Genomic DNA, 24,741 nt, shown 5'->3' on the forward strand with positions numbered 1-24,741 from the left:
GTCGGTGTTGGAATCTTGACGGTCAAGGGCAAGGGGCTCCCTTTACGCGTGAGCGGCCGTTGGATACGGATGCACTATGCTCTTGGACCTTGGAGGAGAAAAAATGCGTCTTTTACCCGGATTCGTGATGGTTATTGTTCTGATGATGACTTCTGCCGCTGGTGCCGCGACGTTCAACGTCGACTCCCAGGTAGATTCTCCCGATGCGACTCTCGGCGATGGCATTTGCGCCTCCAAGGCCGGCGGTTGCACCTTGCGTGCGGCTGTCGAAGAAGCGAATGCTTCTTCGAGGTCCTCCACCATCAACCTGCCGGAGGGCACCTATACGCTGACGAGTGCCGATGAAGGAGCGAATTTCGGTCAGAGCGGGGTGCTCCTGCTGGGCGGTGTGACTACCGTTGCCGGAGCCGGTTTGCGGACGACTGTGGTGAACGGCGATGGAAAGCATCGACTTTTCGAGGTCGGCAACAAGGCAACGGTGACGATCTCGGGTCTCACTCTGCGGGAAGCTCAAGTGCAGGGAGGCGATGGTGCGGCGCTTCTCAATCGTGGCAACTTGACCGTCTCCAACGTGCTCTTCCTGCAGAATCGAGCGGTGGGTGATCCGCTTGTTCCCAAGAGCGGGCGTGGGGCGGCTCTGTTCAACACCAATGGTGGCACCGCATCGCTCAACTCGGTCGTCGCGCTGAAAAACTCCTCGGACGGCAAGGGCGGAGCCTTCTTCAATGACGAGGCCAGCACTTTGAAGATCATGAATGGCGAAATTTTGGGCAACCAATCCCTCGCGGATTCCGGTGGCGGAATCTCCAACAGCGGCACCCTCGAGGTTACCATCTCGACGATTCGAGGGAACCAGGCAATGCAGGCTGCCGGTGGGCTGGATAATATCGAGAGCAGCGCAAAGTTGCTTGACGTGGAAATTACCGAAAATACGGCGGGGTCGGAAGGCGGCGGGCTGCGCAGCTCCGGAGAGCTGTCCGGGCATAATCTGACAGTGTCGGAGAACAAGGCATCGAGCGCCGGCGGGATTTTGGCCCGCGCTCCGGGCAAGGTCTCCCTGAACAACGTGACGGTCGGCGACAATCAGGGTGGCGGGCTGGCTGCGGAAAAAGGAGCGACGCTGGCGATCGCGAACACCTTGGTCGCGCGCAACGAGACCGAGAGCAAGCCCACGGATTGTTCGGGGCAAATCCAGTCGGGTGGTTTCAATCTGATCGAGAATCCCGCAGGCTGCCAGATCCGCGGCAATACGACAGGAAACCTGAGTGCGGTCTCTGCGGAATTGGGCAAATTGGCTCTGAACGACGGCCAGAATCGCACTCAGGCTTTGGGTGCGGGCAGCGCAGCAATCGATGCCGGTAGCCCCGCGAAGCCGGGTGGCCCCGAGGGTTCTTGCCTGATCGCTGACCAAAGAGGTGTGCGCCGGCCGCAGGCCGTGCGAGGCGATGTGCCCCGCTGTGATATCGGCGCCTTTGAGAATAAGGGCTCCTGAAGTCGATTCGTTTGCATTGGTAGGGGTGTCAGTGGGACGTTTGCGCCATGGCACCCCTCCCGTCGCTGGATGGAATTGTCTCGGTAGCCGATTGTATTCGCCGCAACGCTGTCGACCCGGAGATTGCAGACAAGCCGTTTCTCCGCCTGGATGATTTCGCTCTCTCCCACGCCGAGTTTGCTGAAGCATCGGCGCGGCTGGCTGCTCTGCTGCAGGAGCGTCGTGATCCCACCCGCCCGTTCCATCTGGGTATTCTACTGGAAAATGTCCCGGAATATCTGATTGCTTTTGGGGCCTGCGCTCTGGCTGGCGCGACAGCGGTGGGGATCAACCCGATCCAGCGCGGGGCTTCTCTGCTCCGCGATATTCTGCATACGGATTGCCAATTCCTGCTAACGGCACCGGCGCACCATGATCTTCTGCGGCCGATCTGGAGCGAACTGGATCTGTCTCGGGAGCGCACCTGGATCACCCGTGCGCATGCATTGGGGGATGTCTCGCCGGGGGCGGAGTTCGGAGAGGACTTCAGCGAGGCACTCACGTCGGTGACCGGCGTGGATCTGAGCGGACCTTCGGTCGATCCCGACGCCCCCTATATTCTGGTTTTCACGAGCGGCACGACTGGCGCGCCCAAGGGTGTGCAGATCAGCCAGAGCCGGATGCTTTCCACGGGAGAGAAGATCGGGGCCTTGATGGAGGTCGATCGGGAGGGATGCGGCTATCTGGCGATGCCACTCTTTCACGCCAATTCTCAGCAATGTGGATTCATGCCCGCGTTGTTGCAGGGGGCCTCTCTCGGGTTGATTCGTCGGTTCAGTCGTTCCCGATGGCTGAGCGATATCCGCCGCTACGGAGTCACCTATTTTAACTATACCGGCAAACCACTCAGCTTTATCCTGACGACGCGCAGGTCCTCCGACGATCGGGAGAATCCCTTGCGGATTGCGTATGGAAACGAGGGATCGTCCCGCATTCTTGACGAGTTCAGCGAACGATTCGGCTGTCGGATTATCGATGGCTTCGGGGCGACCGAAGGTGGATTCGGGTTTGCGCGCGCGCCGACAGACCCCGCCAACAGCGTGGGCCGACCGCCACCGGAGGTCCATATTCTCTCGCCCGAGGGTGCCCGCAGGCCCCCGGGAATTCTCGATTCGCATGGCCGGGTGCAGAACCCCGACGAGGCGATTGGCGAAATTGTGAATACCGCCGGGTTCGGGAAATTCGAAGGATATTATCGAAACCCCGAGGCCACCGCGGAGAGGACCCGCGGCGGCATGTATTGGTCCGGGGACTTCGGGTTTCAGGACGCTGACGGATTTCTATATTTTACCGGTCGCGATATCTCCTGGATTCGCGTGGACGGCGAGAATTTTCTCGCTCGCCCGATTGAAGATATCCTGCAGCGGCATCCGGATATCTACCTTTGCGCCGTTTATGCCGTGCCCGATCGGGACGCAGGTGATCGGGTCATGGCAACGGTAGTGCTGGCAGAAGAGGCGACCTTCGACGGTCAGGTATTTGCCGATTTTCTCGAGTCTGAGGAGGATTGTTCGCCCAAATGGTGGCCAACCTTCGTGCGCATTGCGACTCGGATTCCACAAACGGCGACTCATAAAATTCTCAAACGAGAACTGCGGACGCAGGGCTTTTCACCGCAGAGGGTGGCTGATCCGATCTTCCATAAAGTCCGCGGAGAATCTTTCTATCGGGTGTTTGACGACGCAGCCTATCGCGACCTCAGAGATGCGTTTCTGGCAAGGGGGCGCGGCCACCTTCTTTAGCGCAACATCGGGTCCCCGAGCCGCACGACCAGGGAGTCGTGCGCTGTCGGTTCGGGGATTTCATCCACTCGGGCCTGCACTTCGGGGCCGAGGTGGGTGAGCAGGATTTCGCCGCACGAAAAAGATTTACGATTGTTCTCGATATCGGCGTAGCGAATATGTCGTCCGCTGGATTCGTGGAGGTCTGTGCACTCGCACAGGAAAAGGTCTGCGTTTTCGCTTTCCCGCAGCAGACGATCGGTCCAGGGGGTGTCCCCCGAGAAGACCAGCTGCTGGCCGTCGGCACGGAGACGGTAGCCCAGAGAGATCTCCGTTTCCTGGTGCGGGACCTCGAAACCCGAGAGGTGAAACCCGCCAATCTCGGTTTGGCTTCCATCCACCATTTCGATGAATTGCAGCGGGAAGGAGAAAGTGCGGCCCCGACTCTCCCAGTAGAGGGTATCGAGAAGCCGCCGCACGCGACTCTCGGTACCCGGCGGCCCGATGACGACAAAGGGACGATCTCGTTTAGTTTGATGTTCGTACTCAAGCAGCAGAAAGGGGAGGCCTGCGAAATGGTCTCCGTGCAGGTGGCTGAGAGCGACACCGTCGAGGGCGGCCATTTCCTGCTGTCGAGATTTGAGTTGCGTCAGAATGCTGGGGCCAGCTTCGAGCAGGATCTGGGTTTCTTTGGTTCGGACGCGGTAGCCGGCACAATGCCGTCCCCCGGAGCCCAGTGCATCTGCCGTACCGAGGCAGGCCAGTTCGATCGCCATGATGGCGGGATACGCCAGTGTGGTGGCAAATGCCAAACACGGGGTTGGGGGTGGGGCCTTACGCTCGCCGAGACGTATCGGCAATATTTTGACGATGTGCGTTATTGTCCCGTTGTAGAAATAGCGAATTTACCGCCCGATTTTATATAAAACCAAGTTAAATCAATATTTTACGATATGGCATCCGCTTTGCAATGACCTTCTGCCCAGGGAGGGAAAATTGAGGATGTATTTCTTACGGATAGTTCTGGCCTTTGTGGCATTAGTGGTGGGTGGCGTGAGGCCGGCGGAGGCGACGACGTGGATCGTTCCCGAGCCTGAGGAGCTTTTGATCGAGGCCGATGCCATCGTTCTGGCGCGAGTCGACTCGATTCGGAGTGTCGCTTCTTTCGATGGATCTTCGATCGATACGGAAATCGAGTTGCTGGTCATCGAAGGTTACAAGGGTGCGGTTGCGGGCGAGCGAATTCTGGTTCGCGAAGTGGGCGGACAGGTTGGCGAAGACCAGCAGTGGGTCTTCGGTGCTGCCGAATATCGCGTCGACGAGATCGTGCTGACCCATTTGGCGCAGACCGAAGACGGCCAGGTGCGAACCCTTCATATGGGTTTGGGAAAATCGAGTGCCACCATCGCTGATGATGGCGAGATCAGCTTTTCACGTTCACGCTCGGGGGGGCGTCGCGAGAAAGTCCGGATTCGCAAATTCCGAGGTGAAATGGATCGTGCGGGCGTTCAGAAGGGCCATCGACGACTGGGGGGTCGTTCGATCGCTGCGATGAGCACGGATGCACCGGCCGCGTTCGGGCAGGTGCAGGAGAATCGCCAGTTCAACCTTCTTGCCGACCCCGGCTCCCGCTGGTTTGGCGGTCCGGTTCAGGTGTGGGGTGCGCTCACGGGCGATGCCCGGCTGGGCAAGGCAGTCTCCAATAAAATGGTGCAGGCCGCGGCTAGTGCCTGGGATAACCGCGACGGATCTTCTCTGGATCTGGTATACGCCGGCGAGCGCAAGGGAGACGGCTGGAGCTGCAACGACGGTTTCATCAACGTTTCGTTCAATGATCCGAAAAACCAGATCGCCAACCCGCGGAACTGCGGTGGGGGTACGCTGGCGATCGGCGGTTTTTGCATGAAGGCAAAGCCCTATCAGGACTCGCGCTATCATGAGGTAGTTTCGGGTTCGATTGTCCTCGCCGACGGCTGGGGTAATTGCTCCTTTTGGAACGAAAGCAACGTGGCCGAAGTTCTGACCCATGAACTCGGGCATACCATCGGGTTCGGCCACTCCTGGGAGAGCAGCCTTGGTGCAGAAGGCGACTCATTCATTCGTGATGCCACAATGTACTGGGCCGCTCATTTTGATGGCCGCGGGGCGTCTCTCGAGGATTACGACCTCGGGGCGCTGGCCTGGCTCTATGACGATTCGGGATCGCAAGACCCGCAAGATCCCGAAGACCCGGAAGACCCGGAAGACCCGGAAGATCCGGAAGATCCGGAAGATCCCGAAGAAGACCCCGATACCGATGGCGATGGATGGGACGATGCGAACGATAATTGCCCCACGGTTGCGAACCCCGAGCAGGTCGATACCGATGATGACGGCAAGGGTGACCTCTGTGATGTCTGTCCGGAACAAAGCGGCATGAATGAGGATGGCACCTGCGGTGATTTCACCGGATCCGTCCGGATCTCGCGTCGCAAGAATGGCGTCACGACATTGACTCTTCGCGCGCAGCTTCCTCTGCTGGCGGATGCTCGCAAGTTAGGTGCGGTTTCTGTCCAGATCGAGGGAAATTCAGAGGTCTATGAATTGGCTTTGGATCCTGGTGCGATGGCCACGAACAGCCGGGGCACAAGGGCGCATTATCGTCGCTCGAAGACCCGTGTGTCGGTTCGCCAATGGCGCAAGTCCTCAAGTATTTTGAGTGTGCGTCTGAATTCGCGGGATCTGCAGTACCTGATGGATGATGAGTTGACCGTCGGGCTTCAGATTGGCGGCGAAACCTTGGTGGCCAATATGAATTGTCGCACTCGTTATCCGGAAGGCCGCACCGTGACACGTTGCGACGCCGATTGAGGCCGTTGAGAGGTTCGTCCGTGCGAACTTCCGAAACTTCAGGAGAAGCCGGCCGGGGATTCCCCCGGCCGGCTTTTTCGTTCGGGGGAAAAGGCCCTTAATTGAGAGCTGTACCGGCCGCGGGACTTGCTGTCGGAACAGCGCTCGGTGCGGGACCGGGGCTCGCGCTCGGTGGCGTGGGCAAGGTTGGAAGAGTTTTCTCAGGCGGCGGTGGTGTCGTCCCGGTGGGGACGATCTTCGGTGCCGGCACGCCGCTTAAAGCTTCGAAGCGGGCGGAGAGGCTGAGGAAGCGCGACTCCAGCCGGCTACCCATCTGGGTGGCTTCGCCAAGCCGTCCCCTTAGCCATTGACGTTCCTGATCGGCTTCACGCAAGGAGGCTTCGAGCTCTCGTACCCGAGGGCTGGCCCCGACAAAATAGTCTCCGCCGCCGGCGGTGATCAAAAAGGCAGAGGCTCCCCCGATTCCGAGAATCAGGCCCAGAAGCAGTCCGATCAGAAATTTGGTCATTCGGTTTCGTCCTTTCGCAGCGAGGTCACCCAATGGGTTCCCCCCGGTTGGAATCCTGTTGCGGCAATCGCGCTGGAGAGTGCCGGGTCGTCGGTGGCGCAGTCGATGGCAACACAGCCGCGTCGACGGGCGCGGTCGAGCGCCAGAGCGAGGAGCTTCGCACGCACCTCATCGGCCAGACTTCCCGTTTCCGTTGTATTCAAGCTGTCAATCGTGGCTGTGAGCCCACCGTGTTGCAGGCTGCGACGATAGAGAATGGCGACGCATCCATTGATCTCGCCGTCGGCATTATGAATATACACATCAGCGACCAAGGTCTTGAGCAGTCGCCTCAGGGCGCGTACGCGTCCCGCGATCGGCCCGGAAGTGAGCTGAATCAGGGCATGAATGTCCTCCCGGCGAGCCCGGCGCAAACCAGCTTTCTTCCGCGATGCATGCACGACCGGGTCCACCCGGGTAGATGTATCATAAGGATTCCCTGACAGTTAGCGCTGCCGAGGTCGGTTGACTTGGCAATGGGTGCATCACTATCGTGCAATCGAGGCCGGAGACTTGCGCATGGCAAAAAAAGATAAAGATTCGGCCAAGCCGAAAATCACGATTCTCCCGGGGCGGGGCGTTTCCCAGACAATCAATTATCTTCTCGAGGACCGAGATGATCTGGAATGGTTGGTGGCTGTAGGCCGGAACAAAAACGGAGAGATCTTCTTCTACGACACCGGCGGCGATATCGTCGAGGATCTCGGCACACTTGATTACTTAAAGCAGCGAATCCTGCGCGCACATTTCGGGGACGAGCCCGAGTAGTTCAGGCCTCTTCGTCGAGGGAGGGCCATTGGGCAAAAACCTTTCCGGCGTGGTTGATCAGGGGCACTCGAAACAGGGCTTTCCCATAAGCCGGTCCGCCGACACAGGCACCGGTGTCGGGCTGGAAGAGGGCCCCGTGCGTCGGACAGAGAATGAACTCGCCGTCCTCTGTGAGGAATTGGTTCTCCACCCAGTCCATGGTCATGGGGATATGGCGACACCGATTGACGAAGGCTTGCAAATCGCCTCGCCACCGGACGACGAAGCACGGGAGTCGCTCCTCGCCGTCCACCAAGGCGAACGTTTTGGATTCACCATCCGCAAGTTCGTCGCTGTTGAGAATGAAGAGTCCCTTTTTTGGGAAGGTGGCCATCCGAAGAGTCTAGGGATGCTTCGGGGGTTTCGCGAGGGTGAGCAGCCAGGCCGTGATGTTGGCGCGGTCACTGGCGCTGAGGCTGATGCCGCCATTGGGTGGCATCCCGCCGGGGTATTGGTTCGTGCCGCGATGCCCGTTTTCGATAAATTTATCGATCGCCTCGGCCTTGCCGGCCCTGATCAGCGGAGCCGATCGGAGGTCCATTCCCATCCCGGCCATCCCCTGAGCCTCGAGTCCATGGCATTGGACGCAGATTGATTTTTGGAATTTGGTCTTTCCGGCCGCTGCATCCGGGGCTCCGGCAGCCGGGTTGGGTTGCAGCAAGGAAAGCGAAAGGAATCCGAGCCATCCAAGAAATTTGATCAACTGCAAATCACACCTCCCATGTTTCTTGTTCTCTTTTCACGGCGGGCGAGGAAACTCTAGCGACAACCGGGCGCCTCCTATAAACAGACCCCATGGCCCGATATTGGTACGAACGCCTGACCGCGTTGGATTCATCTTTTTTGATGTTGGAAAAGCCGCATGCCCCCTTGCATGTGGCCTCTACCCTTTTGTTCGAGTCGGAAGCTCTGCGTCGGCCTGATGGTGGGATTGATGCGGATCTGATTCGGAACCACGTCGCTGCCGAAATTCATCGGATTCCGCGCTACCGGCAGAAACTCCAATGGGTTCCGATGTCGATGCGCCCGGTCTGGGTCGACGATGATCGATTTCGTCTCGATTATCATGTCCGACATACGGCACTGCCAAAACCGGGGACCGAGGAGCAGCTGCGACTCCTTTCCGCACGGATCATGGAGCAACCACTCGACCTGTCCCGGCCGCTCTGGGAGACCTGGATCGTCGAAGGATTGGAGGGCGATCGGTTTGCGCTGATTTCCAAGGTTCATCACTGCATGATCGATGGCGTGTCGGGCGCCGAGTTGCTCAAAATTCTTCTCAGCATCACGCCGGAAGTCCCCGAGCCCAAACCGGCTCGGTTCTTTCCCCGTCGGGCGCCGTCCCCGTTCCAGCTCTGGCGGGACGAGGGGGCACGCCGGCTTTCCCTCCCGATCGATCTGGTGCGGGATGTGGGAGCTTTTTTTCGCGAAGCCGAAGACCGTCGTCGAGAAGTGCTCTCCCATTTTCGGGCTGCTGCTGATTTCGTCGGTTCAAGCATGCACCGAGCCTCCCCGACGCCGCTGAACGCACCCGTGAGCCCGCACCGGCGATTCGATTGGTTGACGATGGACTTCAAGGAGTTGCGCGATATTCGCCGGACGCTGGGAGGCAGCGCCAATGATCTTGTACTGACGATCGTGACAGGTGCTGTTCAGCGCTTTATGGAGCATCGGCAGGTAAGTCCGAGCGCGATCGATTTTCGCGTGATGGCACCCGTCAGCGTCCGACGCCGGGAAGACCAGGAAGCTCTCGGAAATCAGGTGTCGGCCTGGTTGATCGATCTCCCGATCGCCGAGGAGGACCCTCGCGAGCAGATCCGTCAGATCAAGCGCAAGACCAATGAACTCAAGCGCAGCAAGCAGGCAGTCGGTGCGACGGTCCTTTCGGATGCGGCCGAGTGGGGGTCTTCTACCTTGCTGGCTCTCGGTGCGCGGAATATCTCGCGGGTTTTGCCGTGCAATATTATCGTCACGAATGTTCCGGGCCCGCAGTTCCCTCTTTATATGACCGGCGCGCGGATGCTCGAAGCCTACCCGCTGGTCCCGCTGGTCGACAATCTTGGGCTGGGCATCGCCTTGATGAGCTATAACGGCAATCTCTGCTGGGGATTCAATGCGGACTACGAGCTGGTGCCGGACCTCGAAGTCTTCAAGGAGTTCATCGTGGAAGCCTTCGATGCGCTCAAGGAAGCGGCTGGCGCTGCAGCCAGCGAAGAGAGCTCTGCCGGGGAAGAAGAAGCTCCTCTGCAGATCGTCCCGCAACCCTAGCCTGGCGGGGCGGGTCCGCGAGGGGTCCGCTGGTCAGAGTTGAGGGGCGTGTTCGGAATAGTCCGGGGAGAGTACGAGGCGACGATGCTCGGCGTACCCGAGAGCAATTTCTCCGCCCACCAGCCCGGTTTTCTCGGTCGGTTTCCCCTCGATCTCGCCAATCCAGCTGACGTGGCAGAGAACAAAATACTCTCCGGCAGGAAGCCCTTCGAATTGGAAATTTCCATCGATATCGGTGCGGCCCGTCCAGATCACGACACCCTTTTCATCGAGGTCGGTCAGCGGCATGCGCCCCTCGGCAGTCGCCGCAGCAAATTCCATCCGAGAGAATGTGGTGGCCGGCATCAGCCGCACGCTGAGGTTGCGTGCGACGACCTTCTCCCCCATGTCGTTGACCAGAGATATATTGCCGGAAACGACTGAAGCACCGGGCTGTCGGTAGGGGGCATAAGCTTCGGCGATTCGCTGGGATCGCAAGGCGTCTCGCTGGAAGCCGAAGGTATGCCCGCGCGCCCCGCAGCTCATCACCAACGGCATGACCACGAGAGTGACTCCAAAGAGGAAGCTCGCTCGAAACCCGCGAAGACCTATTCCGATTCTTTGCACCATCTATCTCGCGAGAATGTGTCAGGGAGCGCTTCCCGTCAAGGTATAGCGACAAGCTTGGCAAAGATTACCGGGGTTTTTCCCCGATTCCCTATCGATCGGCCCCCGCGCGCGAGACCGCTTAGAGGGGGTGCGGGGGTCGCGCGCGAGGGATCGATTCTCGCTGTTTTTGGTGGCGCCAGAGAGGGAGGAGGGGTTTAGCCGGGGGGTGATCCGGCCAGAAGTAGCGTCCACGGTAGAACAGCAAGAAAAATATAAGCCAGGGCGATGGAACCAAGACTGGGAATCACCAGCGGGTGATCGCCCCGACGATAGATCAGGTAAAGGAAGCTGATTGCCATCAGCTTCATGAACAAGATGCCGCCCATGGGCCCGATCGAGGTCATGGCGGCGGCCACCAGCGGGTTTCCCTCGGCAAAACCGCGGGAGGTTCCAAGGATCGTGACAAACCCGTCGGCAAACTGGAGGAGAACGTTGGCTCCGACGAGAACTCGGAGCCTTGTGAGATTGCTTTTGTCCATCGCACTCCGCATCCATTGCAAGCAGCGAACCAATGAAACCCAGCAAATCCGGCACTTTTTTTCTGCGCTTATCTTGCCGAGTTGCAAGGAATGAGGAACTGCTGAGGCAGATGCATGGAAACCTGCGGGAAGCGATAGATTTTGAGTTAGAGGAGAGGCTGGCTGAATTTCGCGTCTGCGATTGCTTTGCGTGTTGACAGAAGGGAATTTGGAGACGAATGCGCATCGCGATTCTTGGGACACGCGGGGTCCCCGCCAATTACGGGGGTTTCGAGACCTTTGCCGAGGAATTATCGACTCGTTTGGCGTGTCGGGGGCACGAGGTCACGGTCTTTGGGCGCTCGACGCATATTCCCGAGGAACTGAACGGGACTCTCTGGCGAGGGGTGCGGATCGAAATTTTGCCGGCACCGGCGCGGAAGCATTTCGAGACCGTGGTGCATACCCTCCGGTCGACAGCCCATGTTCGCGGTCGATTTGATGCCGCACTGCTCTGCAATGGGGCCAATTTTCTTTCGCTGCCGCTTCTGCGGGCTGCGGGGCTCCCGACGGCGGTAGCCGTCGATGGCGTGGAGAGCGCACGGCGGAAATGGGGCCTGGCCGGGCGCACCTTTCATGGCATCGCGCAGGCGCTGGTGCCGCGAATGGCAGATGTGATCGTCGCGGATTGCGAGGTGATCGAGTCTTTCTATCGCCGGCAAGGGGCACAGCGAGTGGTGCGGATCGCCTACGGTGCGGAACCACCATCCGATCAGGGCACCGATGTGCTGGACTCGATGGGGCTTCGCTCCAGAGGGTATGTTCTCTACGTCAGCCGTTTCGAGCCGGAGAATAACGCGGACGTAGTGATTCGCGGTTATCAGGCGTCGGGCATCCCCGAGGATCTCGTGGTCGTCGGTGACGCACCCTATGCGGATGCCTACAAGGCAGAACTGCATCGACTGGCTGCGGGCAACCCGCGTATTCATTTTCCCGGATACGTTTTTGGTGCGGGCTATGATCAACTCCGCAGCCATGCAGCTGCATGGGTGCAGGCCACGGAAGTTGGCGGGACGCACCCGGCGCTTTTGGAAGCGATGGCGGCGGGCCTGCCCATTGCTGCGAATGATATCCCCGAGCACCGGGAGGTCCTGGGGGATGCCGGTGTCTATTACGCATGGAATGACGCGGAGTCGCTGGGCCACCGTTTGCAGGATTTGCTCGCCCCGCCTCGCAAGGAGGAGAGTCTGCATGTCTACGGGGGGGCGGCTCGTGCACGCGTGCACGAACTTTACTCCTGGGATGTGATTGTGGAGGCCTACGAGAATCTTTTCGAGCATCTCGCCGAAACACCACGCGATCAATGGCTTGCCGGAGGGGAAGCGCTTGGCTAATCCGCATCGATGGTTGCGCCTGTTCGCCGACGTCAGACTCCGATTGCCGGAGCTCGCAAGGCGGCCGATGTGAACCAGACCTTTCGATCGTCGCCGCCGCTGTCGCGAGGTGCCGCCCGACAATACGCGCCGTCGCGTGCCGGGCCTGCGGCGCAATACCGACATCTGGCACAAATCGCGGATGGCTTGCTGCTTTTGGTGGCCTTCCCGATCGCCTATTTCATCAAGACCAGAATCCTCCCAGCGGATTTGACCAGCCTGTACGACCCTTCTGTCTACATCGGACCGGCGGCAATTTTCGGCCTGGCGGCTTTGGTGTCGATGGAGCGCCGAGGAGCCTATGCGCCACTTGCGTTCCTTCATTTGCGCGAAATGGTGCTGCCGGTCCTGCTGTCGTTCGGTCAGGCCCTTCTGGTCGGCTCCACAGTCCTTTTTGTTTTCAAGCTGGGCTACGTCTCGCGTTTGTTTATCGCCCTCTACGCACTGACTGGACTTGGATTGGTTTTGTTGGTGCGGGCCGGCCTGCGCGTACTGGCGGCTCGTCTCCGCGCCGGCGGAGCGGGGGCTGCGCGTATTTTGCTTGTTGCCGAGGAAGCCGACGGGATTCGGTTGACGGCAGAATTGATTCGAGAAGCCGCCTTTGGTGTGACGATCGTGGGACGCGTCGATCCTGCCGAACTGCGCTCCACCGTTCAGGAAGGCCGCACGCTGGACGAACGTCTATCGAGCGCATTTTCGCAGGACGCCGTCGATGAAGTGTTTTTTGTCGCCCCGAACTATTCGACCGATGAGGTCAGCGTTCTGATCGAGGCCTGTTCTCGCGAGGGGATCGTGTTGCATTTGGTGAGCGGAATCATCGGGCACGGGATGGAGCGAGTGGTCGTCGATCAGGTGGGAGATATTCGGTTACTTTCGCTGCACGCGCAAAAGGATGCACCGATGGCCCGCGCAATGAAGCGTGTTTTTGACCTCGTTGCTGCGATCCTTCTATTGGTTCTGACGGCCCCGGCCTGGCCGTTGATCGCTCTGGCAATTCGTTTGGACTCTCGCGGCCCGGTATTTTTCCGCCAGGAGCGACTTGGTTTGAATAAGCGACGCTTCGGCATGCTCAAATTTCGCAGCATGGTGGTGGGGGCGGATGGCCAGATGCCGGAGATGGAGCCCCTCAACGAAGCGGACGGTCCCATTTTCAAATTGCGTGAAGATCCCCGAGTGACCCGTACGGGCCGGTATTTGCGACGGTTTGATGTGGATGAACTGCCGCAATTACTGAATGTGATTGCGGGTCATATGAGTTTGATCGGCCCGCGGCCCATGCTGGAGCATGAAATCCGCGGCTTTGCCGCATGGCAGCGCAAGCGTTTCTCCGTATTGCCGGGCATCACCGGATTGTGGCAAGTGAGCAACCGTTTGGGAGACCCTTTTATCGCGGGTCTCGAGGCTGACCTTGATTATATTGACGATTGGTCGTGGCGGCTCGATCTCGAGATCCTCTTGCGCACGATCCCCGCGGTTCTTCGGGATCGAATTTCGCCTTGAGCCTTCCTGCACCGAGCCGGATTCGTGCTAAAATAAGAACGCTATGAGTGCTGCGGAACCGATTCGGTTGTTGGATATTGGGGCTTCCTGGGCGGAGGTTGCTGCGGAAGCGGAGCCCGCCGTGTTGGAGGTCCTGCGCAGCGGACAATGGGCGCTTGGCCCCCGCGTGCAGGCCTTCGAGGAAGAGATGGCAGCCTACGTCGGAGCGCGTCATGGTATCGGCGTCGCCTCGGGCACCGACGCTTTGCTTCTGGCACTGATGGCGCTGGATGTTGGCCCCGGCGATGAAGTTGTGACAACGCCATTCACGTTTTTCTCGACGGCGTCGGTGATCGTTCGTGCCGGTGCGACGCCCGTCTTTGCCGATATTGGCGAAGCCGATTGCCTGCTGGACCCGGCGGCTGCAGCCGCTGCGCTGTCGCCTCGAACGCGCGCCCTGATCCCGGTGCACCTCTACGGACAATGTGTGGATGGCGCTGCCTTCGATGCCATGGCCCGTCGGCAACAGATCGCTATCGTGGAAGACGCTTGCCAGGCGATTGGTGCCACCCGGGGAATTGCCCGGGCCGGTTCCTTCGGGGACCTTGCCGCCTTCAGCTTTTATCCGACCAAAAACCTTTCGGCGGCTGGCGATGCGGGCATCGTCACGACGAATGACGATGCCCTCGCTGCGCGTGTGCGACGCTTGCGGGTCCATGGTTCGGAGAAACGTTACGAGCACATCGAACTCGGTCTCAACAGCCGTCTCGATGCCCTCCAAGCGGTGATTTTATCGATTCGCCTGCAACGCCTGGCGGCCTGGAATGAGGCCCGAGGCATATTGGCCGATCGCTATGACGAACTCCTCGCGGCGCACGGAATCTCTGATCGGGTGCGTCCGCTGCAGCGCCACGAAGGGACCCACGTCTTTCATCAATATATTGTTCGGGCCGATCGTCGCGATGAGCTCCGCGAATGGCTGGCGGGTCGCGGGATCGGCAGCGAAGTCTACTACCCTATCCCCTTGCATTTGCAGGAATGTTTTACCGATCTCGGCTATCGTGAGGGCGACTTTCCGGTCGCCGAGCGTGCCGCACGGGAGGTTCTCGCCCTGCCGATCTACCCGGGGCTTACCGAAGCCGAGCAGGTCCGGGTCATCGAAGCCATCCGAGATTTTCTGGATTCTTGAGCGGCTGCTCCGTGCAGCCACGGGAAGGCAAGGCGCTGTCTCCCGGCCGAGTCCCTAGTCGCGGGGGCTGCAGATAAAAATCGGAATGTCTCGTGTGGTCCGGGTCCGGTATTCGGCGAAAGGTGCATAATGCCGGTCGCAGATCGGCCAGAGGGCATCTTTTTCCTCAGGTTTCGCCAGACGCGCCCGGAACGCACCCGTGCGGTTTCCGTGGCGGATGGTGATGTCAGGGTGGGCCACCAGATTCCCGAACCAGACCGGGTTTTTCGGGGCCCCACCCTGAGAGGCGACCAACAGCACCTGGTCTTCGTGGGGGACGTACATGAGGGGAATTGTCCGGGCCCGCCCGGTCTTCCGCCCTACCGTGCCCACGAAACAAACATCATCTCCGCCCAAAGTGTTCCACAGGCGCCCGCCGCTGAGTTCGCTGACCAGAACATGAAGTCGCGTAAACAGCTTCATGATCCACCGAGGAGGTGGGGCCCCGGTCTTTTTTGTTGCTTCTTCCACAAGAACCTCCGGATCGTTCTTCTCGGCGTATCAGGTCCCTCTCTCGCACCACAACTGCGGCGGGTGCCGCTCCGGGGCGATCGAGCGACTTGGGGAGACGTCCGGCGCCGGTGCGCGGGCCGAGACTCCTGATTCTCGAGGCCGATGGTTGCGCATGGCGGTGAAAAAAAATGACCGGGCGACCAAAAAAGAGCAGGTTCGTTGGTTACAGCGTATGTGGGCGGAAGAAGAAGGGTGCTCGGGTGCGTGAGCCAGATTTGAAGTTCCGATAGATCGCCCGGTCGAGTCTAACAATAAGCAACCATGGTGCCAAAAAAAAGCCCATGTTTACTCGTTTATGCTCTGGCAAACCTGCAAGGGATCGAAACAGCTGCAAATGCAGGTGAGTCTCCGGAGCTCCGCAGCCCCTATGGTCCAGGCCTGTTTGTACTCGAAATCCTTTATGAAGTTGGTCAAAGGTGAGGAATCCTACCTAACCCTATGCCCTAAAAACGATATTCCGGAGCTTTTGAGAGGCCCTCTCGATATGAGGGTGCGTTGTCGACAAAATGGCCAAACGTGCCCAGATGCACGATTCGTTCTGTCCGGGCCGGTTCGATGGCGAACCGGGGTGTGGACCTCTCGCGGCTTGCGCGGTAGGACAGCGGCGAGTGGCGGCAAGAATTGATGAGGGGGTCCTGTGGTTGGCTCGTGGGTTGGGGTTGGGTCTGGTGCCTCGGGCGCCAGGCACCGCGGGTTCTCTGCTCGGAATTCCCCTTTTCTTTTTGGTTCATCGTCAGGGCTGGCCTGTCGCCGTTGAGTGCGCGATTGTCGCGGCCTTTGTGCTTCTGGCCTGCGCGATCGCGGGTCGAGCGGAGAAAATTCTTGGAACGCACGACTCCGGACAGATTGTTATCGACGAAATTGCCGGGATGTGGGTGGCTCTGCTCGGGCATCCGGTCGGTTGGGAATCGATTTTGGTCGTATTCGTGATCTTCCGTATTCTGGATATCTGGAAGCCGGGACCGATTCGATGGCTGGACCGGCGCGTCCCCGGCGGAGCCGGGGTGGTCGTCGATGATGTGGCAAGTGGCGCGATTGCGAGTATTCTCGCATGGGGGATTGGATTTTGAAGAATGAAATGAAGCGGGTCGTCTTGTTGTCGACCGGAGATGAACTGACCAGCGGCAAGATCGCCGATACCAACGCCCAATGGCTCTCGGACCGATTTTATACGCTCGGACTGGAAGTGGTGGCTGTGCTGACGGTCGGGGATTTTCGCGAACGTCTGGTTTGGGCCTGGGAGCAGGCATTGGAGCTTGGGGACCTTGTGGTCTCCACCGGAGGAATCGGCCCCACCGCCGATGATCTGACGACCGAGACCGTCTCGGGGCTGCTCGGAGAAGATCTCCGCTTCGATGAACCGACAGCCGACCGGATGCGTCGCATGTTTGAGGGAATGCGCCGGCCGATGCCGGAAAATAACCTGAAACAGGCCTACTTTCCCAAGAGCGCGGTGATCGTCCCCAATCCGCTGGGGACGGCGCCCGGCTACCGGGTGTCAACCGAGAGGACCGTTGGCGAGAAAACCGTGCAGCGTCATCTCGTGGTTTTGCCCGGTGTTCCGCGGGAAATGAAGCCGATGTTTGATGAAACGGTAGTTCCCTGGGTTACGGCGCAGCAGGGAGATGCCGCTCCTCCGATGGCCCGGACCTTTCAGACTTTCGGCATGAGCGAATCGGCTCTGGATGAAGCCGTGGCCGAGGTGATCCCGGAGGATGCGGCTCGGGTGAGCTTTCGGGCCAGCTTCCCGAAGATCGGGATTACCTTGCTGATTCGGGGCGAGGGCGCGGAGGCTCGTCTCGAGGCGCTTTCGGCGAAGTTGCATGAACGCCTCGGCGGCGTGATCTACGCCGAGGGCGAAACTCTGATGGAGGAAGCCGCCGGTCAGGCGCTCCGGGAACGCGGTGCGACCGTGGCGCTCGCCGAGTCCTGTTCCGGTGGTTTGATCGGGAGCCGCTTGACCGATGTGCCCGGGAGTTCGTCCTACTTTCTGGCCGATTTCGTGACCTATTCCAATCAGGCCAAACAGGAGGTTCTGGGCGTTCCGGCGGCAACGCTCGAGCAGTTTGGGGCCGTTAGCGAGGAGACCGTTCGTGCGATGGCCGAGGGGGCTCGTGAGCGCGCGGGATCGGATATCGCCATCGCGACCTCCGGGATCGCCGGTCCCGGGGGTGGGACCGAAGAGCGCCCCGTGGGAACGGTATGTTTCGCCATGGCGAGTGCTGAGGGAGTCGTGTCTCGTCGACACCAGCTCTGGGGTTCCCGCGACTGGATCAAGTTGCTGACATCGCAGATTGCCCTGGACTGGATCCGCCGTTGGGCAAAAAACCTCGATGTGGTGGAATCGGGCTTCCGAAGGTGATACGAAGAAAAGGCGAAGATCGATCGAGTCTTCGCCAAGTTGGTCCGCGGACAATGACAGTCGGACTTTTCCGGCGTAGTCATCATCCGAAAACATAACGCTGCAATTGACAAAACCCGCGATCGGACACCCAGAGGGGACCACCAGTCGCGCGGAGACAGAAGGAGAAAAAGATGGACGAGAACCGAGAACGGGCAATGGAACTGGCGATTGGCCAGATTGAAAAACAATTTGGCAAGGGTTCCATCATGAAGCTCGGTTCGGATGCGGTAGCGCCGGATATTTCCGCCGTTTCCACGGGTTCTCTTTCTCTCGATATCGCTCTGGGTGTCGGTGGCGTCCCGCGGGGGCGAGTCATCGAGATCTACGGGCCTGAGTCTTCGGGCAAGACCACGCTCTCGCTGCAGATTGTCGCCGAGGCGCAAAAGCTGGGCGGGACGTGTGCGTTCGTGGATGCCGAGCACGCGCTGGACACCGTCTATGCGGATAAATTGGGAGTTCAGCTCGAGGAGCTGCTGATCGCTCAGCCCGATAATGGTGAACAGGCGTTGGAGATTGCCGAAACTCTGGTGCGCTCTGGTGCGCTCGACGTGCTGGTCGTGGATTCGGTGGCCGCTCTGGTGCCCCGTGCCGAACTGGAAGGTGATATGGGCGACCCCCAGATGGGCCTGCAGGCGCGTCTGATGTCCCAGGCCTTGCGGAAACTTACCGGCACGATCTCCCGCTCCAATACGATCGTCATCTTCATCAACCAGATCCGAATGAAAATTGGTGTGATGTTCGGAAACCCCGAGACCACAACGGGCGGCAATGCCCTGAAGTTCTATTCATCGGTCCGGATGGATATTCGCCGGATTGGCGCGATCAAGCAGGGCGATGAGGTCGTCGGCAGCCGTACCAAGGTGAAAATCGTCAAAAACAAGGTCGCCCCGCCTTTCCGGGAAGCCGAGTTCGATATCCTCTACGGAAAAGGGATCTCTCGCCAAGGGGAGATCCTGGATCTCGGCGTGGAAGCCGGTGTCGTCGAGAAGTCCGGTTCCTGGTACTCCTACGATGGGGATCGAATCGGCCAAGGTCGCGAGAATGCAAAAGAATTCCTTCGGGAAAATCATGAAATCGCCGCCAAGATCGAGGCCGTGATTCGAGAACAGAAAGGCATTCCAGCCCCCGGAAGTGCCGCGATGTCGGCAGCCGCCGGTGCCGAAGGCTCCGATGTCCAGCCGGATCCCAAACCAGTCAAAGCCTCGGGCGGGCGTCGTAAATAGACTCTCCCTCAGCTTTTCTGAAATCTCCGAGGACGGGAAATCTGGGCGGCGCTCCATGCGCCGCCCTTTTTTTGTCGATTTAAGGGTCCGCCCGGAACTGCCGAAGGCAATGAGTAGGGGGAGCGGAGCCATGCGGCAGGTGGATGAAATTCTACGATGGGCGTTTGTGCGGGATGCGTCGGACGTTCATTTGAAAATCGGTTCATCGCCGATCTTTCGCCGTTACGGTTCGTTGACGGTCGAGGATAAATTCCCACCCTTGCGATCTGAGGATCTGGATCGCTTTGTCGAACATCTGGTTGATGCCACGCAACGGGAGCGGTTGATTGCCGATCGACAGATCGATTTGGGGTACGGGAACGAAGATCTGGGTCGCTTTCGGGTCAATATCTATTATCAGCGCGGTGAGCTGAGGATTGCCCTTCGCGCGATCCCGAATCAGATCCGCACGTTGCAGGATCTCCGAATGCCCGAGGCGGTCCAGAGTCTCGCCACGGAGGCGCGCGGACTGATTCTGGTGACAGGGACGACTGGCTCCGGCAAATCAACTTCGCTGGCGTCGATGATCGACCAGATGAATGGTTCCGAGCAGCGCCATATCATGACTGTCGAGGATCCGATCGAATATTTGCACAAGGATCGCCAGTCGATGGTGAGCCAAAGAGAGGTGGGCGTGGATGTCACGAGTTTCACCTCGGGTCTCAAGGGCGCCTTGCGACAGGATCCCGATGTCATTCTGATTGGAGAGATGCGCGATCTCGATACCATCGAGACGGCGGTGATGGCCGCCGAAACGGGCCATCTGGTGATGAGCACACTGCACACTCTGGATGCACCCGAGACCGTGACCCGGATCATTCAGGCTTTTCCGGACCATCAGCGTGATCAAATCCGTGTGGTTTTATCCTCGGTGCTCAAGGGCATCGTGAGTCAGCGGCTGGTGCCTAGAGCCGATGGCAAGGGCATGGTTCCTGCGGTCGAGATCCTTCTCAACACGGCTCTGGTCCGGGATATTATCAAGGATCCCTCCCGGAGCCCTCGAGAACTCACCGACGCGATGGCCAAAGGTCACGCCACTTATGGCACGCAGACCTTCGATCAGTCTCTGATGAGCCTCTATCGAGAGGATCTGATCACTTACGAGGAAGCAATCGCGCAGGCCACCAACCCCGACGACCTGGCGCTTCAAGTCCGCGGGATTCACGCCACATCCAATGCGCGCTGGGAGGATTTCGATTCGGAACAAAATTCGCCATCCAATCCGGGCGAAGGAGAAAACACGCCGGTCGCGGCGGCGGCAAAACCTCGACTCGTCCGGCGCTTCTGAAAAAAAAACGCCATGGCCGCAAGGCCATGGCGTTCTTCACAAAACTACGGAAGATTCAGAAGGTCAGTCGGCCGCCAAAGTTCACGGCAATCGCGTTGAAGTCCGATTGGCTTGAAGTCGGCATCAAATAGGCTGCTTCGGCAAAGAGTCCGAAGGTATCGTTGATGGCGAAGTCCACACCGGCGGCAACGCGTCCCATGAACACGACGGGATCATCGCTCTGAGAGAGCTTCGAACGCCCCTCGCCCGGGATTTCGAGTTCTTCGATTTTCAACTCATTCATGTAGAGAAAGCCGATACCGCCCGAAACATAAGGTTCGAAGCGCCCGAGAGGGAGAATGGCTTTTGCATTGAGTGCGAAGTCGATCGACCATCGTGAATCGTCGATCGTCTCGGAATCCACACCGAGTCCGGCAGGTGGGAGAGAAACCTTAGAGCTATAACCGTCAGCGTATTCCATGACGCCTTCCGCGGCGAGGTAGTCGTTGAAGCGATATCCACCGCGCAGGTTAAAGCCCCAGCTATCATCGAAGTCGGTCCTGTAGTCGCGACCCAGGTTGTCCTGCCCGATCTTCGGAAACTCCTCGATGAAATAGGAGATGCCGAGTCCCAGGAAGGGACCGCTGCGGTCCTTCTCCGGTTGCACAGCAGCGACGGCCGGTGCCGGTTCGACCTGCGTCCCGACGATTACCTCTTCGGCAGCAATTTCATCCGCAGACGCTGGCAGGCAGAGTCCGAAAATTATTCCGGTCGCGAGCATCGCTCGCAGGATTCCCCTTCGCATTGATTCTTCCTCCTGTTTGTTCGGCGCGAGCAGAAGCACCCGCGAGTAGCACGAACAGTCAGGAGAGATTATCAGAAAAAGCTGCACGGAAGTAAAGCCGAAGCGATAATTCGTAAAGTTGGTCCGATTGGAAAGTGGTCTCCACAACTGTAGCGACAGGGCGTTGGGCTTTGACTGGCATGTGGGTGGTGAAAAAGTAGAGTAGGGCCAGGAACTTGTTGAGAAGGCCAGGGATTAAAAGATGTTTGAACAACTCCAGGATGCACCCGCGGATCCGATTCTCGGATTGATGGAGGCCTACGCCTCCGACCCACGCGAGGACAAGGTCAATCTGACCGTCGGTGTTTATCAGGATGAGTCCGGAAAAACGCCCGTATTATCTAGTGTTCGACAGGCCGGCGTCGATTTGTTGGCGCAGGAAAAAACCAAGTCCTACTTGCCGATTTCGGGACCTCCCGAGCTCGGGGCTGCGGTGCGGGGCTTGCTCTTCGGCTCGGAAAGTTCACTGGTGGACGGTGGCCGTGCCATCACGGCGCAAACCCCCGGGGGAACCGGTGGATTGCGAATCTCCGGCGATTTCCTGAAAAAGCATCACCCTGAAGCAAAAATCTGGCTGTCGGATCCGACCTGGCCCAATCACCCGGCAATTTTTCAGGCTGCAGGCCTGTCGATCGCGAAGTACCCATATTTGGATCCGGCCACCGGATGTCTGGATGTCGACGGGATGCTCGAGGCGCTGCGTGCTGTGCCAGCCGGGGATATCGTCGTTTTGCATGGCTGTTGCCATAACCCGACGGGTGTCGACCCCGACGCGGCGATCTGGCGGGAAATTGCCGCGATTGCGGTTGAAAAAGGTTGGCTCCCGCTCGTGGATCTTGCCTATCAGGGGTTTGGTCTGGGTTTGGAAGAAGATGTGCAGGGGCTGCGGGCGATCGCCGCGCAGGTGCCCGAATTTATGGTGTGCAGTTCCTTCTCGAAGATTTTCGGCCTCTATCGGGAGCGGATCGGCGCGATGACGCTTGTGGCGGCGACGCCCGACCATGCGCGGGCCGCACTGAGTCAGCTCAAGATCACGATTCGGACCAGCTACTCCAACCCGCCGGCGCACGGTGGCCAATTGGTCTCGATGATTTTGCGGGATCCCGAGCGCGCGAGCCAATGGCGTGCCGAGCTTTCGGTGATGCGCGAGCGCATTCAGGCGATGCGTTCAGGCCTCGCGGATGCCCTCCGGGCTGCGGGCGCCAGGACGGATTTTGATTTTCTCCGCGAGCAGAAAGGGATGTTCTCGTTGCTGGGGGTGAGCCGCGAGCAGGTCGAGACCTTGCGTTCCGATCACGCCGTTTATCTGGTGGGCAGCGGCCGTATCAACGTGGCCGGTCTTTCCTCCGCAAATCTGGATCAGGTCGCAAAAGCCATCGCTGCAGTCGGCGGCTGAGAGATTAAGCGCGGAAGGGAACCGGGCTCGAGAACACCATCGCTGCTCCGGTCCCGGGATGTGTCAGCGCGAGTTCGCGCGCGTGCAGCAGCATGCGGTGATGCGGCGTCCCGCCATAAAGAGTATCGCCTACGATCGGGCATGCGAGGCCTTGAGGGTCGCCAAGGTGGACCCGAAGTTGATGGGTCTTTCCGGTTTCGGGCTGCAGGGTCAGTTCCGTCCAAGCGCCGCTGCGGCCCACCAATTCCCAATGCGTCCGGGCAGGGCTGCCGTTGACGAGGTCGACGATCTGTCGTGGCCGGTCGAAAGGGTCGCCGTCAAGGGGCAACTCAATCCACCCCTCGTTGCCGGCGGGTATATTGCTGACCATCGCCGTATACTTTTTCTGGATGCTTCGGGCAGCGAAGTCCGCTTGCAGCCGGCGCAGGGCTCCTGCGTGCAGGGCGAGCACGAGAACCCCAGATGTGGCAGCGTCGAGGCGATGAGCGGCGCGCAGGAAATTTCTTTCCGGCCGCAGCAGTTGCATCCGCGTCTCGATACAATCAATGCCCTCCAGCGTGCGTCCGGGTGTCGAGCGCAGTCCAGCGGGTTTGTCCACCACGAGAATGTCCTCGTCTTCATGAAGGACCTGAATCGCAGGCCGCGGTTTTTCTTGCCCGCAAAGCATATGACCGAGAATCGGAGCACATTTTTCCGCACACGGAGGATAGGAGTCGCCCGCGATGCGTGGGGTGGCGTCAGGGCTGGGGCCCCACCAGAATTCGGTCAGGCCCGTTGGACGAATTCCGCGGAGAGCAGCTTCCTGCAGCAGTTTGGGCGCGCAGCATTCGCCCGTCCCGGTGGGGACTGCGCCCGCGGGAAAAAAATCTCGGACAGGAAGAAATTCGCCGCGGAAGTTCACCAGGCCGTGCGTCGCGTGCATGGCAGCCTGCAGTTTCCTCGAACGCTCGCGGCGCTCCTGGCGCAGGGCGGTACGTTTCTCCAGAAGGCCGCGCCGACGTTCTTCGAGTGAGCGAATCGCCTCGCGTCGATCGCGCCTCGCGGTTTTCAGAGCCGCGCGAATCTGACCGCTCTCGAGATCGAGCGTGGCCAAACGCTTGATCGTGGCAGCGTCCTGTGGCGCCCCGGCGAGCGCGCGCCGTTCCTGCTGGCGAGCGAGTTTACGTTCCTTTCTTTTGCGCTTCCACCGAGCGATTTCCAGATCGAGGTCAGGCGTTCGTGCCGCGATTTCTGCATCGAGATCCGCGGGGTCCAGCGCCTCGATTTCGTGGCTGAGTTTCTGCAGTGCCGCGAGGGTGGCGAGTTCTTCTTCCCGGGTGAGCCCACCACTGCGGGTCGGGCCCACGAAACCCGGAGCAAAAGTCTCCCCGTGCAGCATGCCGGAGAAGGCTCGTAATGTGGTGGATTTGCCCTCGGCCGTGGTCCCGACAAGAACGCCGAGCATTTTCCCCTCGTCGCCGAATAATAAGGTTTCGCGAAGCTCGTCGCGCAATCGGGAAGCGGCTTCTTGGGCCTCCCTTGTGGCCTCGAGGCGGTGGGTGGTCCCGCATCGTGAGCATGCCGCACTTGTATCGGGGGCCAAAGTCACGCCGCATTTTATCACGAGGGGCATCATTATGCTGTTGGCTCACGCCCGAGGAACCGTGCTAGGAGAAAGTCCAAATGAGAGCTTATCGAATCGTAGCGGCCATTCTGGGTGTATTGTTCCTTGTCCAGGGATTGAACTGGATCATCGATCCGCAGAGTGCGGCCGAGGGCCTGGCGATGCCCTTGCTTGAGGGTGCGGCCCGGAGCACACAGGTGGGCGATTTTGCTTCGTTCTTTGTGGCCCTCGGCTTGATGGTCCTCAACGGGACGCGCCCCGGGCACGCGGGATCGCTTTATGGTGGCGTTCTGCTCCTCGGCGGGGCAGCCATTTTTCGCACTCTCGCCTGGCTGCTGCATGACGCGGCCTTCGCCGCACCTACGATCGCGATCGAGGTGGTTTGCGCGGTATTCCTCATCGTGGCTGCTCGGCAGTTGTCGACGGAGGGCCGCGCCCAAGGCTGAAGCTCGGCCAATCAAGGGTGGAAGGGAGTTGGGGCG

24 protein-coding genes are annotated in these 24,741 nt (G+C 59.6%); 14 read left to right on the plus strand and 10 right to left on the minus strand.

The annotated features are described in order from the left end of the window. Nucleotides 1-103 precede the first annotated feature (103 nt). Nucleotides 104-1,492, plus strand: a complete 1,389-nt coding sequence (locus P8K07_15695) for a choice-of-anchor Q domain-containing protein (GenBank protein MDG1959968.1) — start codon at nucleotides 104-106, stop codon at nucleotides 1,490-1,492. Nucleotides 1,493-1,539: 47 nt separating this feature from the next. Next, nucleotides 1,540-3,273, plus strand: coding sequence for an AMP-binding protein (locus tag P8K07_15700; protein MDG1959969.1), 1,734 nt, complete (start codon nucleotides 1,540-1,542; stop codon nucleotides 3,271-3,273). Here P8K07_15700 and P8K07_15705 read toward each other — a convergent pair. After that, nucleotides 3,270-4,028 carry an MBL fold metallo-hydrolase gene (locus P8K07_15705; protein ID MDG1959970.1) on the minus strand — a complete coding sequence of 253 codons (759 nt, stop codon included), beginning with the start codon at nucleotides 4,026-4,028 and terminating at the stop codon, nucleotides 3,270-3,272. The genes P8K07_15700 and P8K07_15705 overlap by 4 nt on opposite strands. Before the next feature lie 226 nt (nucleotides 4,029-4,254). Between P8K07_15705 and P8K07_15710 the strand changes: the two genes are divergently transcribed. Beyond that, the gene (locus P8K07_15710; protein MDG1959971.1) at nucleotides 4,255-6,102 is read left to right on the plus strand and encodes a thrombospondin type 3 repeat-containing protein; all 1,848 of its coding nucleotides are present in this window, start codon (nucleotides 4,255-4,257) and stop codon (nucleotides 6,100-6,102) included. 97 nt (nucleotides 6,103-6,199) lie between these two features. On the opposite strand, the gene P8K07_15715 is transcribed toward P8K07_15710, so the two are convergent. Both P8K07_15715 and P8K07_15720 read right to left on the minus strand, forming a co-directional pair. After that, nucleotides 6,200-6,610: a hypothetical protein gene (locus tag P8K07_15715; protein ID MDG1959972.1), complete on the minus strand. Its 411-nt coding sequence runs from the start codon at nucleotides 6,608-6,610 to the stop codon at nucleotides 6,200-6,202. Further along, the gene (locus tag P8K07_15720; GenBank protein ID MDG1959973.1) at nucleotides 6,607-7,062 is read right to left on the minus strand and encodes a hypothetical protein; all 456 of its coding nucleotides are present in this window, start codon (nucleotides 7,060-7,062) and stop codon (nucleotides 6,607-6,609) included. The genes P8K07_15715 and P8K07_15720 overlap by 4 nt, the downstream gene beginning before the upstream one ends. Nucleotides 7,063-7,168: 106 nt before the next feature. Between P8K07_15720 and P8K07_15725 the strand changes: the two genes are divergently transcribed. Beyond that, the gene (locus tag P8K07_15725; GenBank protein ID MDG1959974.1) at nucleotides 7,169-7,417 is read left to right on the plus strand and encodes a hypothetical protein; all 249 of its coding nucleotides are present in this window, start codon (nucleotides 7,169-7,171) and stop codon (nucleotides 7,415-7,417) included. A 1-nt stretch (nucleotide 7,418) separates the two neighbouring features. On the opposite strand, the gene P8K07_15730 is transcribed toward P8K07_15725, so the two are convergent. Next, nucleotides 7,419-7,790 carry a Rieske 2Fe-2S domain-containing protein gene (locus P8K07_15730; GenBank protein MDG1959975.1) on the minus strand — a complete coding sequence of 124 codons (372 nt, stop codon included), beginning with the start codon at nucleotides 7,788-7,790 and terminating at the stop codon, nucleotides 7,419-7,421. A gap of 9 nt (nucleotides 7,791-7,799) precedes the next feature. Beyond that, the gene (locus tag P8K07_15735; GenBank protein MDG1959976.1) at nucleotides 7,800-8,165 is read right to left on the minus strand and encodes a cytochrome c; all 366 of its coding nucleotides are present in this window, start codon (nucleotides 8,163-8,165) and stop codon (nucleotides 7,800-7,802) included. 86 nt (nucleotides 8,166-8,251) lie between these two features. On the opposite strand from P8K07_15735, the gene P8K07_15740 reads away from it, so the two are divergent. After that, nucleotides 8,252-9,724 (plus strand): wax ester/triacylglycerol synthase family O-acyltransferase, encoded by a 1,473-nt coding sequence (locus P8K07_15740; GenBank protein ID MDG1959977.1) that lies wholly within the window; start codon nucleotides 8,252-8,254, stop codon nucleotides 9,722-9,724. A gap of 33 nt (nucleotides 9,725-9,757) precedes the next feature. Here the strand turns inward: P8K07_15740 and P8K07_15745 are convergent, their stop codons facing one another. Together P8K07_15745 and P8K07_15750 are read right to left on the minus strand one after the other, a co-directional pair. Further along, the gene (locus P8K07_15745; GenBank protein ID MDG1959978.1) at nucleotides 9,758-10,333 is read right to left on the minus strand and encodes a hypothetical protein; all 576 of its coding nucleotides are present in this window, start codon (nucleotides 10,331-10,333) and stop codon (nucleotides 9,758-9,760) included. 194 nt (nucleotides 10,334-10,527) lie between these two features. Further along, nucleotides 10,528-10,851 (minus strand): DUF5658 family protein, encoded by a 324-nt coding sequence (locus P8K07_15750; GenBank protein ID MDG1959979.1) that lies wholly within the window; start codon nucleotides 10,849-10,851, stop codon nucleotides 10,528-10,530. Between the two features lie 218 nt (nucleotides 10,852-11,069). On the opposite strand from P8K07_15750, the gene P8K07_15755 reads away from it, so the two are divergent. The 3 genes from P8K07_15755 to P8K07_15765 are packed head-to-tail and all read left to right on the plus strand — an operon-like array spanning nucleotide 11,070 to nucleotide 14,931. Further along, entirely contained in the window at nucleotides 11,070-12,224 is a 1,155-nt protein-coding gene (locus tag P8K07_15755; protein MDG1959980.1) for a glycosyltransferase, read from the plus strand. A 9-nt stretch (nucleotides 12,225-12,233) separates the two neighbouring features. Further along, nucleotides 12,234-13,763, plus strand: coding sequence for an exopolysaccharide biosynthesis polyprenyl glycosylphosphotransferase (locus P8K07_15760; protein ID MDG1959981.1), 1,530 nt, complete (start codon nucleotides 12,234-12,236; stop codon nucleotides 13,761-13,763). A gap of 43 nt (nucleotides 13,764-13,806) precedes the next feature. After that, entirely contained in the window at nucleotides 13,807-14,931 is a 1,125-nt protein-coding gene (locus P8K07_15765) for a DegT/DnrJ/EryC1/StrS family aminotransferase (GenBank protein MDG1959982.1), read from the plus strand. A gap of 54 nt (nucleotides 14,932-14,985) precedes the next feature. Here P8K07_15765 and P8K07_15770 read toward each other — a convergent pair whose 3' ends face one another. Further along, the gene (locus P8K07_15770) at nucleotides 14,986-15,393 is read right to left on the minus strand and encodes a nitroreductase family deazaflavin-dependent oxidoreductase (GenBank protein ID MDG1959983.1); all 408 of its coding nucleotides are present in this window, start codon (nucleotides 15,391-15,393) and stop codon (nucleotides 14,986-14,988) included. A 614-nt stretch (nucleotides 15,394-16,007) separates the two neighbouring features. Here P8K07_15770 and P8K07_15775 point away from each other — a divergent pair. The 4 genes from P8K07_15775 (at nucleotide 16,008) to P8K07_15790 (ending at nucleotide 20,437) form a co-directional block, all read left to right on the plus strand. After that, nucleotides 16,008-16,553, plus strand: coding sequence for a phosphatidylglycerophosphatase A (locus P8K07_15775; protein ID MDG1959984.1), 546 nt, complete (start codon nucleotides 16,008-16,010; stop codon nucleotides 16,551-16,553). Further along, the gene (locus P8K07_15780) at nucleotides 16,535-17,845 is read left to right on the plus strand and encodes a competence/damage-inducible protein A (GenBank protein ID MDG1959985.1); all 1,311 of its coding nucleotides are present in this window, start codon (nucleotides 16,535-16,537) and stop codon (nucleotides 17,843-17,845) included. The genes P8K07_15775 and P8K07_15780 overlap by 19 nt, the downstream gene beginning before the upstream one ends. A gap of 173 nt (nucleotides 17,846-18,018) precedes the next feature. After that, a complete protein-coding gene (gene recA / locus P8K07_15785; GenBank protein MDG1959986.1) occupies nucleotides 18,019-19,110 on the plus strand; it encodes a recombinase RecA in 1,092 nt (363 codons plus the stop codon). Nucleotides 19,111-19,219: 109 nt separating this feature from the next. After that, the gene (locus tag P8K07_15790) at nucleotides 19,220-20,437 is read left to right on the plus strand and encodes a PilT/PilU family type 4a pilus ATPase (GenBank protein MDG1959987.1); all 1,218 of its coding nucleotides are present in this window, start codon (nucleotides 19,220-19,222) and stop codon (nucleotides 20,435-20,437) included. Nucleotides 20,438-20,492: 55 nt separating this feature from the next. Here the strand turns inward: P8K07_15790 and P8K07_15795 are convergent, their stop codons facing one another. Beyond that, nucleotides 20,493-21,221 (minus strand): porin family protein, encoded by a 729-nt coding sequence (locus tag P8K07_15795; protein MDG1959988.1) that lies wholly within the window; start codon nucleotides 21,219-21,221, stop codon nucleotides 20,493-20,495. Between the two features lie 241 nt (nucleotides 21,222-21,462). Between P8K07_15795 and P8K07_15800 the strand changes: the two genes are divergently transcribed. Then, nucleotides 21,463-22,656, plus strand: coding sequence for an aspartate/tyrosine/aromatic aminotransferase (locus tag P8K07_15800; protein ID MDG1959989.1), 1,194 nt, complete (start codon nucleotides 21,463-21,465; stop codon nucleotides 22,654-22,656). 4 nt (nucleotides 22,657-22,660) lie between these two features. On the opposite strand, the gene P8K07_15805 is transcribed toward P8K07_15800, so the two are convergent. Beyond that, nucleotides 22,661-24,244 (minus strand): pseudouridine synthase, encoded by a 1,584-nt coding sequence (locus tag P8K07_15805; protein ID MDG1959990.1) that lies wholly within the window; start codon nucleotides 24,242-24,244, stop codon nucleotides 22,661-22,663. A gap of 74 nt (nucleotides 24,245-24,318) precedes the next feature. On the opposite strand from P8K07_15805, the gene P8K07_15810 reads away from it, so the two are divergent. Beyond that, entirely contained in the window at nucleotides 24,319-24,705 is a 387-nt protein-coding gene (locus tag P8K07_15810; protein MDG1959991.1) for a hypothetical protein, read from the plus strand. Nucleotides 24,706-24,741 lie beyond the last annotated feature (36 nt).

The sequence above is a fragment of the Candidatus Binatia bacterium genome, assembly GCA_029248525.1.
GTDB lineage: Bacteria > Desulfobacterota > Binatia > UBA12015 > UBA12015 > UBA12015.

Excerpts from the sequence above, each read along its gene's own strand:
- P8K07_15700 (MDG1959969.1), top strand. The coding sequence starts at position 1,540 with ATGGCACCCCTCCCGTCGCTGGATGGAATTGTCTCGGTAGCCGATTGT.
- P8K07_15790 (MDG1959987.1), top strand. The coding sequence starts at position 19,220 with ATGAGTAGGGGGAGCGGAGCCATGCGGCAGGTGGATGAAATTCTACGA.
- recA (MDG1959986.1), top strand. The coding sequence starts at position 18,019 with ATGGACGAGAACCGAGAACGGGCAATGGAACTGGCGATTGGCCAGATT.
- P8K07_15810 (MDG1959991.1), top strand. The coding sequence starts at position 24,319 with ATGAGAGCTTATCGAATCGTAGCGGCCATTCTGGGTGTATTGTTCCTT.
- P8K07_15725 (MDG1959974.1), top strand. The coding sequence starts at position 7,169 with ATGGCAAAAAAAGATAAAGATTCGGCCAAGCCGAAAATCACGATTCTC.
- P8K07_15775 (MDG1959984.1), top strand. The coding sequence starts at position 16,008 with ATGCACGATTCGTTCTGTCCGGGCCGGTTCGATGGCGAACCGGGGTGT.
- P8K07_15745 (MDG1959978.1), bottom strand. The coding sequence starts at position 10,333 with ATGGTGCAAAGAATCGGAATAGGTCTTCGCGGGTTTCGAGCGAGCTTC.
- P8K07_15755 (MDG1959980.1), top strand. The coding sequence starts at position 11,070 with ATGCGCATCGCGATTCTTGGGACACGCGGGGTCCCCGCCAATTACGGG.
- P8K07_15740 (MDG1959977.1), top strand. The coding sequence starts at position 8,252 with ATGGCCCGATATTGGTACGAACGCCTGACCGCGTTGGATTCATCTTTT.
- P8K07_15780 (MDG1959985.1), top strand. The coding sequence starts at position 16,535 with ATGGGGGATTGGATTTTGAAGAATGAAATGAAGCGGGTCGTCTTGTTG.
- P8K07_15715 (MDG1959972.1), bottom strand. The coding sequence starts at position 6,610 with ATGACCAAATTTCTGATCGGACTGCTTCTGGGCCTGATTCTCGGAATC.
- P8K07_15705 (MDG1959970.1), bottom strand. The coding sequence starts at position 4,028 with ATGGCGATCGAACTGGCCTGCCTCGGTACGGCAGATGCACTGGGCTCC.
- P8K07_15730 (MDG1959975.1), bottom strand. The coding sequence starts at position 7,790 with ATGGCCACCTTCCCAAAAAAGGGACTCTTCATTCTCAACAGCGACGAA.
- P8K07_15695 (MDG1959968.1), top strand. The coding sequence starts at position 104 with ATGCGTCTTTTACCCGGATTCGTGATGGTTATTGTTCTGATGATGACT.
- P8K07_15795 (MDG1959988.1), bottom strand. The coding sequence starts at position 21,221 with ATGCGAAGGGGAATCCTGCGAGCGATGCTCGCGACCGGAATAATTTTC.
- P8K07_15750 (MDG1959979.1), bottom strand. The coding sequence starts at position 10,851 with ATGGACAAAAGCAATCTCACAAGGCTCCGAGTTCTCGTCGGAGCCAAC.
- P8K07_15800 (MDG1959989.1), top strand. The coding sequence starts at position 21,463 with ATGTTTGAACAACTCCAGGATGCACCCGCGGATCCGATTCTCGGATTG.
- P8K07_15760 (MDG1959981.1), top strand. The coding sequence starts at position 12,234 with ATGGTTGCGCCTGTTCGCCGACGTCAGACTCCGATTGCCGGAGCTCGC.
- P8K07_15710 (MDG1959971.1), top strand. The coding sequence starts at position 4,255 with ATGTATTTCTTACGGATAGTTCTGGCCTTTGTGGCATTAGTGGTGGGT.
- P8K07_15770 (MDG1959983.1), bottom strand. The coding sequence starts at position 15,393 with ATGAAGCTGTTTACGCGACTTCATGTTCTGGTCAGCGAACTCAGCGGC.
- P8K07_15765 (MDG1959982.1), top strand. The coding sequence starts at position 13,807 with ATGAGTGCTGCGGAACCGATTCGGTTGTTGGATATTGGGGCTTCCTGG.